Raw genomic sequence first — 12,906 nt, forward strand, 5'->3', positions numbered from 1 at the left:
GGACCTAGCTCCTGGCCACCAGCTCCTCCACCGTGGCGCGGGCGCCCTTCTCGTGCAGCGACTCAAGCGCTGCCGTGTAGGCGGCGGTGAACCGCTCGTCGTCGACCAGGTCGCCGAACACCTCGCGGTCGCGAAGGAACGCGAGCGGGTCGGACTTCTGCGCGAGGGCCGCCTGGTGCAGCCGGTCGGCGAGGCGGTCGACGATCTCGATGGGCTCGCCCGCCTCGTCGATCCCCTCGTCGTACCGGGCCCAGGACGCGACGACGAGCGCCGCGTGCTCGATCGGCCCACCGTTGGCGAGGTGGTGGCGGACCACCGGCAGCAGCCACTTCGGGATGCGGTCCGACGACTCGGCGCAGAGCCGGGCCAGGGTGTCAGCAACGTGCGGGTTCGCGAAGCGCTCGATCAGCGTGCGCTTGTACAGGTCCAGGTCGATCCCTGGCACCGGCTCCAGCGTGGGCGTGGCCTCGGCATCCATGTAGCCACGGAGGAAGCGGGCGAACACGTCCTGGCCCGCGACCTCGTGCGCGTACCGGTACCCCGACAGGTAGCCGACGTAGCACAGGGCCTGGTGGCTCGCGTTGAGCAGGCGCAGCTTCATCAGCTCGTACGGCTCGACGTCGGCCACGACCTGCACGCCGGCGTCCTCGAACGGGGGCCGGCCGGTCGGGAAGCTGTCCTCCAGGGCCCACTGCTCGAACGGCTCGGCCACCACGGGCCAGGCGTCGTCGATGCCGAACCGCTCCGCGACCATCGCGCGGTCGGCGTCCGTGGTGACGGGCGTGATCCGGTCGACCATGGAGCTCGGGAACGCGACGTTGTCCTCGATCCAGCCCGCCAGCTCCGCGCCCTTGGCGCGGGCGAACGTCGTGAACGCACGCCGCGCGACCTCGCCGTTGCCCTGGATGTTGTCGCAGCTCATCACGGTGAACGGCGGCACACCCCGGTCCCGCCGACGACGCAGGGCCTCGGTGACCAGCCCGAACGTCGTCGCCGGCACGGCGCCGTCAGCCAGGTCCGCGCTGACCGCCGGGTCGTCCAGGTCGAACTCGCCCGTCACGTGATGGATGTTGTACCCGCCCTCGGTGACCGTCAGCGAGACGATGCGGACCTCGGGCGACGCCATCTTCTCCAGCACCATCTCCGGGTCGTCGGGAGCGAGCAGGTACTCCTTGATCGACCCGATCACGCGCGCCTCCAGGCGCCCGTCCGGGTGCTTGAGCACCATCGTGTAGAGACCGTCCTGCGAGGTCAGCGCGTCGCGCATCCGCGCGTCACCGGGGAGCACGCCGACACCACAGATCGCCCAGTCCAGCGCCTTGCCCTCGGCCATGAGCCGGTCCAGGTACATCGCCTGGTGCGCCCGGTGGAACCCGCCCACCCCGAGATGAACGATGCCCGTCGTCAGCCGGGACCGGTCATAGGTGGGGACCGTCAGCTCCGCGCCGCTCGGTGCGGACGCCACCAGGCTGCCCACGGTCTCTTCGTCGAGTGCCGTCATCGTGCTCCTCCGCCGCCCTTCAGACTCCGTTGAACGTCCGGCCAGGCTAACAGATGAGCGGCACGCTGGTCACAGATGAGCGGGAGCCCTGCTCGCCTGGGTATCGACGCCGTAGGATCTGACGTTGACGTCAGAGGCACAGGGCGAGCACGAGGCGAGGGACATGGAGAACACGACGATGCGGATCGGCGAGCTCGCCGCGCGGGCGGGCGTCAGCGTGCGGGCGCTGCGGTACTACGAGGAGCAGGGCCTGCTCGCCTCAGAGCGCTCACCCGCCGGCCAGCGCTACTACGCGGAGGACGCCGTCGACCGGGTCCGGCTGATCCAGCTGCTGTACAGCGCCGGGCTCAACAGCAAGGCGGTCAGCAACATCATGCCGTGCATGGACTCGGGCATGGCCTCGGCCGACATGCTCGAGCTCCTCGCCGCCGAGCGCGACCGGATCGACGAGCGACTGCACGAGCTCGCCGAGACCCGCGATCGGCTCACGACAGTCATCGAGCTCAGCCGTGCCACCCGCCGACGGCCTCCGCGTAGCGCCGGGACAGCGCGGCCAGGTGGTCCATCAGCCCCTGCGGCTCACGCACGGTGAAGTCCATCCCGAGCATCCCGATCCACACGGCCACCGCCTCCAGGCTGTCCCCGCCGGTGACCAGCACGCTCGTCCGGTCGTCGACCGGCTCGACGGTGCCCACGGCGGGGTTGATGCGGGCGAGCACGTCGGAGGCCGGTGCGTGCACGAGGATCCGGGCGTGCACCGCCCAGCCCGTCCGCGCGACCTCGCGCACCACGAACTCGGTCAGGTCGAACGGCGGGTCGGCCGGCACGAACCGCCGTCCGCCCGGGGTGCGCAGCTCCAGCCAGTCCACGCGGAACGGCCGCCACTGCCCCGAGCCGACGTCCCGCCCGACGAGGTACCACCGGCGCTGCCAGGAGACGAGCCGGGCCGGCTCCACCTCCAGCGGCTCGGACCGGTACCAGCAGCGCAACCCCTGGTGGTCGCGGATCGCGGCGGCCAGGCCGGTCAGCAGCGCGGGGTCGACGGCGGGATCGTCCACGTTGCTGTCCGTGTTCACGGGACCGGCGCTCGTGGCGTCGCGCAGCGCGGCCACCTGACGGCGCAGCCGGTCGGGCAGCACGTGCTCCAGCTTGCCGAGGGCGCGGGCGCTGCTCTCCTCGATGCCGGTGACGGCGGACGCCGCCCGCAGCCCGACCGCGATGGCGACCGCCTCCTCGTCGTCGAGCACCAGCGGGGGCAGCTTGCCACCCACGCCCAGGCGATAGCGCCCGCCCGGCCCGCGAACACTGTCGACCGGGTAGCCCAGGTCACGGAGGCGGGCGACGTCGTTGCGCACGGTCCGGTCGGTGACGTCGAGCCGTTCCGCGAGCTCCGCCCCCGACCACTCGGCCCGGGACTGCAACAGGCCCAGGAGGGCGAGCAGGCGCCCCGCCGTCGTCGCCATGGTGACTCCTCGCGATGCTCCGGAAACTCCTCGAACGGTGCCCAGAATAGAGGAAAGAACCGTTCCTGAACCCTCCGTAGAGTCGGAGACATGGAGACCACGAGGAACACCGCAGCCGCCACCGACGACACGATCCGCCCGATCCGCATCGCGATCCCGCAGGCCGACCTCGACGACCTCGCCGACCGCCTCGCCCGCACCCGGTTCGCCCCGGCCGCACCCGGCGACTCCTGGGAGTACGGCACGCCTGAGTCGTACCTGCGCGCGTCGGTCGACCACTGGCGCACGAGCTTCGACTGGCGTGCGGTCGAGGAGCGGGCCAACTCGTTCCCCCAGTTCCGCACCGAGATCGACGGGCAGACCGTGCACTTCCTCCACGTCCGCTCGGCAGAGCCCGGCGCGCGGGCGCTGGTCCTCACGCACACCTACCCGGGCTCGTTCCTGGACTTCCTCGACATGATCGGCCCGCTCACCGACCCGGTGGCGCACGGCGGGCGCGCCGAGGACGCGTTTCACGTCGTCGTGCCGTCCATCCCCGGCTTCGGTTTCAGCACCCCGCTGAGCGAGCCGGCCGACGGCGGGAGCTGGACGATGGCCCGCGTCGCCCGCACCTGGGACACGCTGATGCGCCGGCTCGGCTACGACTCCTACGGCACGCACGGCAGCGACGCCGGCACGCTGATCGGCCGGGAGCTCGCGGTGCTCGACCCCGAGGGCTTTCTCGGCGCCCACCTGCTGCAGCTCTTCTCGTTCCCGTCGGGTGCGGAGGGCGAGATGGACGGGTTCGGCCCGAAGGAGTTCGCCGCCCTGGCGCACATGCAGTGGTTCCAGAGCGTGGGCGGGTACAACGCGATGAACGGTTCACGGCCCCAGACCATCGCAGCCGGGCTCAGCGACTCGCCGGTGGCGCAGCTCGCCTACAGCGAGCTGTTCGAGAACTTCGGCAACGGGACCAGCCTGGTCTCCCTCGACCAGGTCCTCGCCCAGGTCAGCCTCTACTGGCTCACCAACACCTCGGCCACGGCCGTGCGCTACCACTACACCGAGCAGCGCTCGGGCGCGGAGCCCGTGGTGAGCACGGGCCGGATCGGCGTCGCGGTCTTCGCCGACGACTTCCAGACCATCCGATCCCTGGCCGAGCGCGACAACGCCCGCATCGAGCACTGGGCCGAGTACCCGAAGGGCGGCCACTTCGCGGCCATGGAGGTGCCGGAGCTCGTGGTCCAGGACCTGCGGACGTTCTTCGCGGCGGCCTGAGCCAGGGAGCGCCGACACCCGCTGATCAAGCCGAACCCCCGCTGGACGAGCTTGTCGAGATCCAGGTCTCGACGAGCTCGACCAGCGGGGGTTCAGCTCGACCAGCAGGGTCCGGCGCTTCGACCGGCGCCCGCCTCAGTGGCTGTGCGCCTCGCCGCCCGTGACGCCGCTCAGCTCGTTCGGCGTGACGCCGATCTCGGCCGACTCCCACACCTCGCCCGTCTCGACGTCGACCGCGTGGATGGAGTCGGTCGCCGGGTCGGTGACGTACACGGAGCCGTCGAGGGCCAGGATCGCGGGCCGCGGCTCCTGCCACTCGATGGGCTCCTCCCACTCGTCGATCACCGGGATCGACTTCGTGACCTTCGCCGACTCGGGATCGATCACGTGGACCTGACCGTCCGTGCCGAGCACGAGGGCCTCGCCGTCATCACCCCGCGCGAGCGACCGGAAGGTGTACGACGACGGCAGCTCGACCAGCTCGAGCTCCCCGTTGCGGGTGTCGATCAGCGAGATCCGCGTGGGACGCTCCAGCTCGGCGTCCTTGTCCGTCTTGTAGTCGCCCAGGACGATCGGTGACGCCTCGGTACCGGCCTGGTTCCCGATGCGGCCGTAGGCGTCGGGCGCCTCGACCTTCGTGATCTCGCCGTCCGCGTAGACCACCGCACCGTCCTCGCAGCCGATCACCACGGCCTCGTCGGCGGCGACCGCCTCGCCGTGCACCCCGGGGCACTCGTCGGACGCGGCGATCTCCTTGTCGTCGCCGTCCAGCACCCGGATCCCTGTGCGGGCGTCCTCGTTACCCTCGGAGACCACGAGCGTGTCGTCGGTCAGCTCGACCGCCACACCGTGGTGGGCCGACGGCGTCGTGTACTCACGCGCCGCGGCGTCGGCGTCGGCCACATGCTCCGAGTCGAGCACGCGGACCACGCCGGTGCCGTCGTCGAAGAGCGCGGTGCGGCCCTCGTGGACCACGACGTGGCCGGGCTCGGCGGCGTCGTAGGCGACGTCGGTGAGGCTGGGCTCGGTCGTCCAGTAGTGCGAGTGGTCGCCGTGGGCGTCGGCCCAGGTACCCAGGTCGAGGGCCTGGAACTGGCCGGCGGTCGAGACCATCAGGTGGCGCTCGTCCCCGGCCGGGTTGAGCCGGTTGAAGCCCTCGAGCTCGATGTCACCGACGGGCTCGAGACTCTGGGCGTCCAGCACGAGCACACCGCCGTCGTAGGTGACCGCGACGCGCGGCGTGCGCGCCTGGACCTCGGTGGCGTCGGGCGCCTCGTGCTCGTCGGCCGAGGCGGAACCGGAGGGTGACTCCGAGGCGGAGCCGGAGGCGTCACCCTCGGCCGCACAGGCGCTCAGCAGGAGCAGGGACAGCGCGGCACCCAGGCCTGCGGCTGTGCGAGTGGTGTGGTTTCTCATCATCTGGTCGGGCGGTCCGGTCGGGACCACCCGCTCCTTCCTTCTAGAATGACAATCATTCTCGGTACTGAGGGAGAGTGAACCAGAGATGAGAACGATTCTCAAACAGCGCTCATGAGCGGTGGCCGCCCGAACGTCAGCCGGCGTCGTGCCGCGCCAGGAAATCCACCACCCGGGCCGTGACGAGGTCGGGGATCTGCCCGCGCACGCCGTGTCCGGTCTCGGGGTAGATCTCGACCTCCGCAGCCGGCAGCCGCTCGGCAAGGCGGCGCTGCGCGGCGAGCGGTCGCGAGACCACCGACGCCCCGCCATGGACCGCCAGGAGCGGCGGGACGAACGACTCCAGCTCGGCATCCTTGAGCGGGCGCGCCCAGCCGCCCGCGATCCGGTAGCCCTGGGCGGCCTTCGCGTTCGCCCTCTCGACGTCGGACATGGTGACGCCGGGCGTCAGCCACTCGCTCATCCTGCGCCAGCCCTCGTCGCTCGTGTCACCGCCGAACCGGACCACCTTCAGCAGGGCGCGCCAGGGGATCTTCACGAACACCCCGTTCGGCTCGATGAGGGACACGCTCGCCACGCGGTCCGCCGCGTGCAGGCCCGCCAGGGTCGCATGCCAGGCACCGGACGACTCCCCCAGCACGTGCGCACGGTCCAGCCCGAGCCCGTCCAGCACGGCCGCGAACCAGGCCCCGTAGTCGGCGTCGCGCGCGAGCGGCGCGGTCTGGACGCTGCGCCCGGCCGCCCCGAGGGTGTCCAGCGCGTAGACGGCACGATCCCGCGCGAGCCCCTCCACGATCTGGTGCCAGTGCAGGCTGCTGCCGAGGACGCCCGCCAGCAGGACGAGCGGCACCCCGTCTCCGGAGCCGGACCGCCGCACATGCGTGGACCCGAACGGCGTGGGGACGTCCGCCAGCGTCGCCGGGACCGGCCAGAGCTCCGCCATCGCCGCGTAGGTGCGCAGGTAGGCCTCTCGCGCCGCGTCGCTCTTGAACCTTCCGATCCTGGCCATGAACCCTCCTCATCTTGGTGGTATGAACATATCACTTATGATGGTGTGCACATACCATGAAGACGGCCGGACCGGTCGTCCGCACACGAGGGAGCGGGACCACATGCCGAAGCTGGCCGACCACGATCAGCGGCGGGCGCAGATCACGAGCGCCGCACGCCGGGTCATCGCCCGCGACGGCCTGGGGGCGGCCACCTTCCAGTCGGTCGCCACCGAGGCAGGCATCTCGGTGCGGCTGGTGCAGTACTACTTCGGCACCAAGCGGCAGGTCCTGCTCGCCACCCACCAGGCGGTGGTGGCCGACGCAGGCAGGCGGTTCACCGAACGGCTGAGCACCCTCGGCCCCGCCCCCGCCCCGCGCGAGGTCATTCGCGCGATCCTCACCGAGCTGCTGCCCGCGGACGCCGAACGGAGGCGGGACACGATCGTCCTGAACTCGTTCCACGCCGCCGCGCTGACCAGTCCCGACGTCGCCGCGGAGGACACGCTGGGCGCCCCGCGCTTTCTCGTCGGGGCGATCGCCGAACAGCTGCGCCGGGCCCGCGGGGACGCGGCGGGTCAGCGGACCGCCGAGCTCGACGCCGAGCTGATAGTGGCCGGCACGAGCGGTCTGGCCCAGACGCTCCTGGTCGACGACGGTGCCGAGGAGCGCGTCGGTGAGCTCCTCGACCGGCTCCTCGACCGGATGATCGACCGGATGATCGAGGAGTAGCCGTACCGACCTAGCCGAGGCTGGAGTAGGCGGCATAGAACGCCGCCGCGAGCGCCACCGCACCGCCGGCCGCCAGGGCGACCGGGAGCGCGCCCCGGATCCTGCGGACGACCATGCCGCCCAGGAGAGCCACCCCGGCGACGCCGGTCACGGTCCAGTAGACAGGGCTCGTGGTGTCCCCGATGATCGTCAGCCCGTAGGCGGCCTCGCCGATGCCGATGCCCGCGAGCAGCGCGGTGCCGAGCGCCGCGCGGACGCCCGAGGCACGCAGCCAGGAGGCCGCCACGCCGACGAAGGGGCCGACCACCACGCCTACGACGGAGAAGAGCATCGGGTCGTACACGAGGCCCCGCACCTGGGACGCCACCATGTACCCGAGCACCAGGAGCACGAAGCTGACCGCGCCCAGCACCGCTGCGGGTACGGTGCGTGCGCGGGACCAGTACACGAGCAGCGCCGTGAGCACCGTCCAGCCACTGGCGGAGTTGGCGAAGGAGGCGAAGGCGTCGGGCAGGAACCCCTGCGCGTACGACGTCAGGCCGCCCAGCAGGAAGCTCAGGGCGACGACAGCGCCGAAGCGTGCCACCTGAGCAAGGACCGTGGGACGGGTGGACGCGTCCTGGGCGACGGAGGTCCGGGTGGGCACGTCCCGGGCGACGGAGGTCATGGCTCGAACCTAATGAGCGACCGGTGCCCCGGACATCAACCCGAGGGCGGACCGCGATACGACCCAGGGTGGACTTGTGGGTGGCCGTGGCGCACCCAGGAGAACCGCGCCCTTCCGGGCCGACGCCGTTCCACGGAGAGTTGGGGTCATGAGCAACCCATCCGCCGTCGGGCGACCCAGGACCATCGTGTTCACCGAGGCGACCGTGCGCGTGGCGCCGTCACGCACCGTGGTCGGCGAGCTGTGGACGACCGACGGGACCATCACCCATGTCGGCCCGCCGCGCCTGCCCCACCCCGAGGACGCTCTGGTGATCGACGCCGCCGGGGCGACGCTCGTCCCGCTGGAGGTCGAGAGCGCGCTACGGGCGCAGACCCCTGCCGCTCGGAGCACCTACGACCTCACCGCGGGCAACCCGGCGACGCTCGCCGCGGTGCGCGGCAGGGTCGAGGAGTCGCGCATCACCCAGATGCTGGTCGTGTCGCCGCGCGACCTGGTCGCGGTGCTGGTCGACGGGGCACTCGTCGCGCAGGACGGTGCGCCGACGCGTCCGGCGGGCTCCACCGGGACCGCGCCCGGCGACCCACGCCTCGGCACCTGGGTCGACCGGAGCAAGGCGCTGGAGCAGCACCTGACCGCCGGCGGCCGGTACAGCGAGACCCGGAGCGGACGGCGGAACGCGTACACCGGCCGGTTCTGGCTCGACGGGGACCGCATCACGTACCTCGACGACCAGAACTTCTGGGCCTTCGGGGAGTTCGTGGACGGCGTGCTGCACCACGCGGGGTTCGTGATGCGACGCGGCGAGGCCGCCACACTCCTCGCCGGTGCTGTGGCCGAGCGCTAGCATGTCGCGCGCTCGGCCGGGACCCGGGGATCAGCCGGCCGCCGCCACGGGCTGCCGGAGGATCGTGCGCTGCTTCTCGGGAGCGACCCGGCGGGTGTCGCTGAGGTAGATCTCGTGGTGCTTGCCGACCATGCGGAGCCCGTTGCCGGGGATGAACTCGTCGTGCATCCGCGCGAGCACGTCGGCCTCGTCGTCGAAGGCGCCGACGTGCAGCGTCTGGACGCAGCGCCCTTCGGACAGCGATTCCAGGCGGAGGTCCGCGAGCCGGGACGGGCGCTTCCTCGCCCCGGCCTGCTCGACGGCGGCGGCGACCATGTCCCGGTCGATCCAGTCGGGCTGCATGATCATCAGGGTCCAGTCCCACCGCGACTTGTCCCGTGCCGCGGTGAAGGAGTCCATGTCGTCCGCCCACCACTGGCCCTCCAGCGGCATCACGACGAAGTCGCGCCCGAGGTCGCGCTTGCTGGCGAACTTGAGCGCGTAGGCCACCGGATAGAGCGTCTCGACCGCCGCGGCGAAGACCGGTGAGGTGTTCGGGTTCCCGTGCCCGTCGATCATCAGGTACTGCAGCTCGGGGACGTCGAGCACGCGGAACTGACCCACCCTCGCGCGGTAGGCATCGAGGCTCTTCTTGAGGTCGACCTTGTCAGTCATCCCACACCCGTGGCTCGGCCGGCGAGCCGTTCCCTTCCCTCGTCAGGAGCTCGGCGACACCAGTGAACCATGCGGTACCCGGGAGACCTGGGCGGGTGTCCCGCTCACGTACGCTGAGGCGGTGGACCCGACAACATCGACGGGGACGACCCGGGTGCTCCCGCGCAGTGGTCCGGACCCTTCTCGCACGACCGTGACCACGCGGTCCCTCACCCGGCCCGGCATCGACGGGACAGACGGAGCCCTCGCGGCCCGTGCCGACGGCACGTCGGTACGGGACACGCTCACCCGGTACTACTCCCTCACGAAGCCGGGAGTGCTCTACGGCAACGTGCTGACGGCGGCTGCCGGCTTCCTGCTCGCGAGCCGGGGGCAGGTGGACCTCTGGCTATTCGCCGCGCTGATCCTCGGCACGACGCTGGTGATCGCGTCGGCGTGCGTGCTCAACAACGTGCTCGACCGCGACATCGACAGCGCCATGGACCGCACCAGGAAGCGAGCCACGGTCACCGGCAGCGTCGGGGCGCGACCCGCCGTCGTCTTCTCGGTCGTGCTCGGCGTCGCCGGTATGGCGATGCTGGTCGCCTGGACGAACTGGCTGGTGGTGCTGGTCGGGCTGGGCGGGTTCGTCGTCTACGTGGTGCTCTACGGGATGCTGTCGAAGCGTCTGTCGATCCACGGCACGCTGGTCGGCAGCGTCTCCGGCGCCGCACCGATCCTCGCGGGATACGTCGCGGTCTCCGGTGTCGTCGACGCCGGCGCGGTGCTCGTCTTCCTCGCCGTGTTCCTCTGGCAGATGCCGGAGTTCTACTCGATAGCGGTCTACCGGCACGAGGAGTACGCCCGGGCCGGCGTCCCGGTGATCTCGGTCGTCCGGAGCATGCGGAACACGAAGATCCAGATCCTGGCGTACACCGTCGCCTTCGTGGTGGCCACCCTGCTGCTGCCGGTCTTCGGCTATGTCGGGATCGTCTACACGGCGGTGATGGGCGCCGTCGGCGCCTACTGGACCTGGCTCGGCATCATCGGCCTCCGGGCCGACGACGACGACCGCTGGGCACGGCGGATGTTCCGCTTCTCGCTCGTGGCCGTCCTGGCGCTCTGCCTGATGGTCTCGATCGGCCCCGTGCTGCCCTGACACATGAGAATGCCCCGCCGCGAGGCGGGGCATTCTCGTCTTTTCCTGGGTGGAGCTGGGGAGACTCGAACTCCCGACCCCCTGCATGCCATGCAGGTGCGCTACCAGCTGCGCCACAGCCCCGAAAGGGTGTTCACCCAGATGGGCGAGCGCCGTCAGTCTAGACCGATTCGGCCGCTGGGACCAAAGCGGGCGATCACTGCCCGACGCCGCCCATCCGGGCGACCCCTTCGTGGTCACGCCGCGGTGATGAGGCTCCCGGTGGCGGCACGCGCCCGGTCGAGCCTGCCCGCGACATCGGACCAGTTCGCCAGGTTCCAGAACGCCTTGACGTACTCGGCCTTGACGTTGAGGTAGTCCAGGTAGAACGCGTGCTCCCACATGTCGAGCATCAGCAGCGGGGTGACGCCCAGCGGCACGTTGGCCTGCTGGTCGAACAGCTGGAACACCAGCAGGCGTCCGCCGATGCTGTCCCAGCCGAGCACCGCCCAGCCGGACCCCTGGATGCCGGTGGCCACCGCCGCGAAGTGCGCCTTGAACGCCGCGAAGCTGCCGAACTGGTCGGCGATCGCGGCCGCGAGCTCCCCGTCCGGCTCGCCGCCACCCTCGGGTGAGAGGTTGTGCCAGAACACCGTGTGGTTGGTGTGCCCGCCCAGGTTGAACGCGAGGTTCTTCTCGTGCAGGTTCACCGCGGCGAGGTCGCCGCTCTCCCGCGCCGCGGCCAGCGCGTCGAGCGCGGCGTTGGCGCCCGCCACGTACGCGGCGTGGTGCTTGTCATGGTGCAGCTCCATGATCCGCCCGCTGATGTGCGGCTCGAGAGCCGCGTAGTCGTAGGGCAGGTCAGGCAGGGTGTAGACGGGCATCGATCGTCCTCTCATCGCATGATGTCGATACGTCCGACGCTAGAACCTCAACCTCGGTTGAGGTCAACGACGCCGGCGCCGGCAAGCCGGTGACCATCGACACACTCGTGGACGCCGAGCCCGGACTCCCCCGGCAGCACGTCGGGCCGCAGCCGGCGGTCTCGCCCGTAGTCGCCGTCGGACAGCGCACGGTACGGGATCGGGCGTTCGGCCCGCAGGCCGGCGATCCGCTCGCGCAGCCGGTCCGCCTCCTGGTCGAACCCGTCCCAGCCCGGCCGGTCGACACCGGAGACCAGGTGCGGGCGCAAGGGTGCCATGCCCGTGTACCAGGCGGTCCCGTGCAGGAGCGGGAAGAGCAGGTGCTCGAGGTCGCCGTTCTGGCCGCGCGGCTCGAACGACGAGCCCCGGTCCCCCGCGGTGACGACGGTGAGCATACGTCGGCCGACGAGGCCACCGTCGCCGTACTTGCGGGGCAGGCCCGCGTCGTCCTGGAGACCGAACGCGAACCCGTTGACGAACACCCGGTCGAACCAGCCCTTGAGGATGGCCGGCATGCCGTGCCACCACATCGGGAAGAGCAGCACCAGCAGGTCGGCCCGGCGCACCTTGTCCTGCTCGGTGACGATCTCGGGCGCGAGCGCACCGACGTCGTAGGCACGCCTCGACCGAAGCGTGACCGTCTCGCCGCCGTCCACGACGTCGCCGAAATCCTCCAGGCGCACCGCCGGGTCCCAGCCCATGGCGTAGAGGTCGGACTCCTCGACCGACCAGCCGGAGCCGTCCAGCGCGGCGCCCGCCACCCGGGCCAACTCCGCCGTCAGCGAGCGAGGGCTGGGATGTGCTGTGACGACCAGCGCGTACATGTGCTTCTCCTTCGACGACGAGCAGTACGTCCTCCACGCTAGGAACGTCGGTACGTTCTGCACAAGTACGCACATCGATGACGCATACTGACAGTTTGGATACTGTGGGTTCATGACCACCGCACCCGAGCCGATGCGCCTTCCCGTCCAGCGAGCCATCGAGGTGTGTCCCGTCGAGGTGTCGATGGCGGTGCTCGGCGGAGCGTGGAAGCTGAGCACCGTCAAGTACCTGCTCGAACGCACGCACCGGTTCGGCGAGCTGCAGCGGCGCCTCGGGACGGTCACCGCCCGCACCCTGACGCGGGTGCTCCGCGACCTCGAGGCCGACGGCATAGTCGTCCGCACCGTCTACGCGGAGGTGCCGCCCCGCGTCGAGTACTCCCTCACCGACCTCGGCCGGTCGTTGGACCAGGTGGTGGGGTGGTTGAACACCTGGGGCGCCGCGTACCCGCGGCCGGCTGACCCCGCCGGTGCTGAGCCCTCGGCGGAGTGACCGGCGTCACGTCCGCGTGCTGT

General features: G+C 71.0%; 14 protein-coding genes and 1 tRNA gene. 6 read left to right on the forward strand and 9 right to left on the reverse strand.

What is annotated here, in order from left to right; genetic code table 11:
- Nucleotides 1-4 precede the first annotated feature (4 nt).
- Nucleotides 5-1,501 (reverse strand): mannitol dehydrogenase family protein, encoded by a 1,497-nt coding sequence (locus LUU90_RS08690; protein WP_275002985.1) that lies wholly within the window; start codon nucleotides 1,499-1,501, stop codon nucleotides 5-7.
- A gap of 124 nt (nucleotides 1,502-1,625) precedes the next feature.
- On the opposite strand from LUU90_RS08690, the gene LUU90_RS08695 reads away from it, so the two are divergent.
- Nucleotides 1,626-2,093, forward strand: a complete 468-nt coding sequence (locus LUU90_RS08695; RefSeq protein WP_275002986.1) for a MerR family transcriptional regulator — start codon at nucleotides 1,626-1,628, stop codon at nucleotides 2,091-2,093.
- Here the strand turns inward: LUU90_RS08695 and LUU90_RS08700 are convergent.
- Entirely contained in the window at nucleotides 2,005-2,964 is a 960-nt protein-coding gene (locus tag LUU90_RS08700) for a helix-turn-helix transcriptional regulator (protein WP_275002987.1), read from the reverse strand. The genes LUU90_RS08695 and LUU90_RS08700 overlap by 89 nt on opposite strands.
- A 90-nt stretch (nucleotides 2,965-3,054) precedes the next feature.
- Here LUU90_RS08700 and LUU90_RS08705 point away from each other — a divergent pair, with 90 nt between their 5' ends.
- Nucleotides 3,055-4,221, forward strand: a complete 1,167-nt coding sequence (locus LUU90_RS08705; protein WP_275002988.1) for an epoxide hydrolase family protein — start codon at nucleotides 3,055-3,057, stop codon at nucleotides 4,219-4,221.
- Between the two features lie 135 nt (nucleotides 4,222-4,356).
- Here the strand turns inward: LUU90_RS08705 and aztD are convergent, their stop codons facing one another.
- Together aztD and LUU90_RS08715 are read right to left on the reverse strand one after the other, a co-directional pair.
- Nucleotides 4,357-5,637, reverse strand: coding sequence for a zinc metallochaperone AztD (aztD, locus tag LUU90_RS08710; RefSeq protein ID WP_275003222.1), 1,281 nt, complete (start codon nucleotides 5,635-5,637; stop codon nucleotides 4,357-4,359).
- Nucleotides 5,638-5,773: 136 nt separating this feature from the next.
- Entirely contained in the window at nucleotides 5,774-6,646 is an 873-nt protein-coding gene (locus tag LUU90_RS08715) for an alpha/beta fold hydrolase (protein ID WP_275002989.1), read from the reverse strand.
- A gap of 103 nt (nucleotides 6,647-6,749) precedes the next feature.
- Between LUU90_RS08715 and LUU90_RS08720 the strand changes: the two genes are divergently transcribed.
- The gene (locus tag LUU90_RS08720; RefSeq protein WP_275002990.1) at nucleotides 6,750-7,358 is read left to right on the forward strand and encodes a TetR/AcrR family transcriptional regulator; all 609 of its coding nucleotides are present in this window, start codon (nucleotides 6,750-6,752) and stop codon (nucleotides 7,356-7,358) included.
- Nucleotides 7,359-7,368: 10 nt separating this feature from the next.
- On the opposite strand, the gene LUU90_RS08725 is transcribed toward LUU90_RS08720, so the two are convergent.
- Nucleotides 7,369-8,025 (reverse strand): DUF6518 family protein, encoded by a 657-nt coding sequence (locus LUU90_RS08725; protein WP_275002991.1) that lies wholly within the window; start codon nucleotides 8,023-8,025, stop codon nucleotides 7,369-7,371.
- Nucleotides 8,026-8,173: 148 nt separating this feature from the next.
- On the opposite strand from LUU90_RS08725, the gene LUU90_RS08730 reads away from it, so the two are divergent.
- A complete protein-coding gene (locus tag LUU90_RS08730; protein ID WP_275002992.1) occupies nucleotides 8,174-8,872 on the forward strand; it encodes an Atu4866 domain-containing protein in 699 nt (232 codons plus the stop codon).
- Between the two features lie 30 nt (nucleotides 8,873-8,902).
- Here LUU90_RS08730 and LUU90_RS08735 read toward each other — a convergent pair whose 3' ends face one another.
- On the reverse strand, nucleotides 8,903-9,526 hold the full coding sequence (locus LUU90_RS08735; RefSeq protein ID WP_275002993.1) for a GyrI-like domain-containing protein: 624 nt from the start codon (nucleotides 9,524-9,526) through the stop codon (nucleotides 8,903-8,905).
- Between the two features lie 121 nt (nucleotides 9,527-9,647).
- Here LUU90_RS08735 and cyoE point away from each other — a divergent pair, with 121 nt between their 5' ends.
- Complete coding sequence (gene cyoE, locus LUU90_RS08740; protein ID WP_275002994.1) at nucleotides 9,648-10,664, forward strand: heme o synthase; 1,017 nt, start codon at nucleotides 9,648-9,650, stop codon at nucleotides 10,662-10,664.
- A 50-nt stretch (nucleotides 10,665-10,714) separates the two neighbouring features.
- On the opposite strand, the gene LUU90_RS08745 is transcribed toward cyoE, so the two are convergent.
- The 3 genes from LUU90_RS08745 to LUU90_RS08755 form a co-directional block, all read right to left on the reverse strand.
- A tRNA-Ala gene (locus LUU90_RS08745) sits at nucleotides 10,715-10,787 on the reverse strand.
- A 113-nt stretch (nucleotides 10,788-10,900) separates the two neighbouring features.
- The gene (locus LUU90_RS08750; protein WP_274992871.1) at nucleotides 10,901-11,527 is read right to left on the reverse strand and encodes a superoxide dismutase; all 627 of its coding nucleotides are present in this window, start codon (nucleotides 11,525-11,527) and stop codon (nucleotides 10,901-10,903) included.
- A 47-nt stretch (nucleotides 11,528-11,574) separates the two neighbouring features.
- Entirely contained in the window at nucleotides 11,575-12,390 is an 816-nt protein-coding gene (locus tag LUU90_RS08755; protein WP_275002995.1) for an NAD(P)H-dependent oxidoreductase, read from the reverse strand.
- A 112-nt stretch (nucleotides 12,391-12,502) separates the two neighbouring features.
- On the opposite strand from LUU90_RS08755, the gene LUU90_RS08760 reads away from it, so the two are divergent.
- Nucleotides 12,503-12,883 (forward strand): helix-turn-helix domain-containing protein, encoded by a 381-nt coding sequence (locus LUU90_RS08760; RefSeq protein ID WP_342469815.1) that lies wholly within the window; start codon nucleotides 12,503-12,505, stop codon nucleotides 12,881-12,883.
- The last annotated feature ends 23 nt before the right edge of the window (nucleotides 12,884-12,906 follow it).

The sequence above is a fragment of the Promicromonospora iranensis genome, from assembly GCF_028994775.1.
Taxonomy (GTDB): Bacteria; Actinomycetota; Actinomycetes; order Actinomycetales; family Cellulomonadaceae; genus Promicromonospora; species Promicromonospora iranensis_A.

Excerpts from the sequence above, each read along its gene's own strand:
- LUU90_RS08700 (WP_275002987.1), bottom strand. The coding sequence starts at position 2,964 with ATGGCGACGACGGCGGGGCGCCTGCTCGCCCTCCTGGGCCTGTTGCAG.
- LUU90_RS08705 (WP_275002988.1), top strand. The coding sequence starts at position 3,055 with ATGGAGACCACGAGGAACACCGCAGCCGCCACCGACGACACGATCCGC.
- LUU90_RS08690 (WP_275002985.1), bottom strand. The coding sequence starts at position 1,501 with ATGACGGCACTCGACGAAGAGACCGTGGGCAGCCTGGTGGCGTCCGCA.
- LUU90_RS08735 (WP_275002993.1), bottom strand. The coding sequence starts at position 9,526 with ATGACTGACAAGGTCGACCTCAAGAAGAGCCTCGATGCCTACCGCGCG.
- aztD (WP_275003222.1), bottom strand. The coding sequence starts at position 5,637 with ATGAGAAACCACACCACTCGCACAGCCGCAGGCCTGGGTGCCGCGCTG.
- LUU90_RS08750 (WP_274992871.1), bottom strand. The coding sequence starts at position 11,527 with ATGCCCGTCTACACCCTGCCTGACCTGCCCTACGACTACGCGGCTCTC.
- LUU90_RS08715 (WP_275002989.1), bottom strand. The coding sequence starts at position 6,646 with ATGGCCAGGATCGGAAGGTTCAAGAGCGACGCGGCGCGAGAGGCCTAC.
- LUU90_RS08730 (WP_275002992.1), top strand. The coding sequence starts at position 8,174 with ATGAGCAACCCATCCGCCGTCGGGCGACCCAGGACCATCGTGTTCACC.
- LUU90_RS08725 (WP_275002991.1), bottom strand. The coding sequence starts at position 8,025 with ATGACCTCCGTCGCCCGGGACGTGCCCACCCGGACCTCCGTCGCCCAG.
- LUU90_RS08720 (WP_275002990.1), top strand. The coding sequence starts at position 6,750 with ATGCCGAAGCTGGCCGACCACGATCAGCGGCGGGCGCAGATCACGAGC.
- LUU90_RS08755 (WP_275002995.1), bottom strand. The coding sequence starts at position 12,390 with ATGTACGCGCTGGTCGTCACAGCACATCCCAGCCCTCGCTCGCTGACG.
- LUU90_RS08760 (WP_342469815.1), top strand. The coding sequence starts at position 12,503 with ATGACCACCGCACCCGAGCCGATGCGCCTTCCCGTCCAGCGAGCCATC.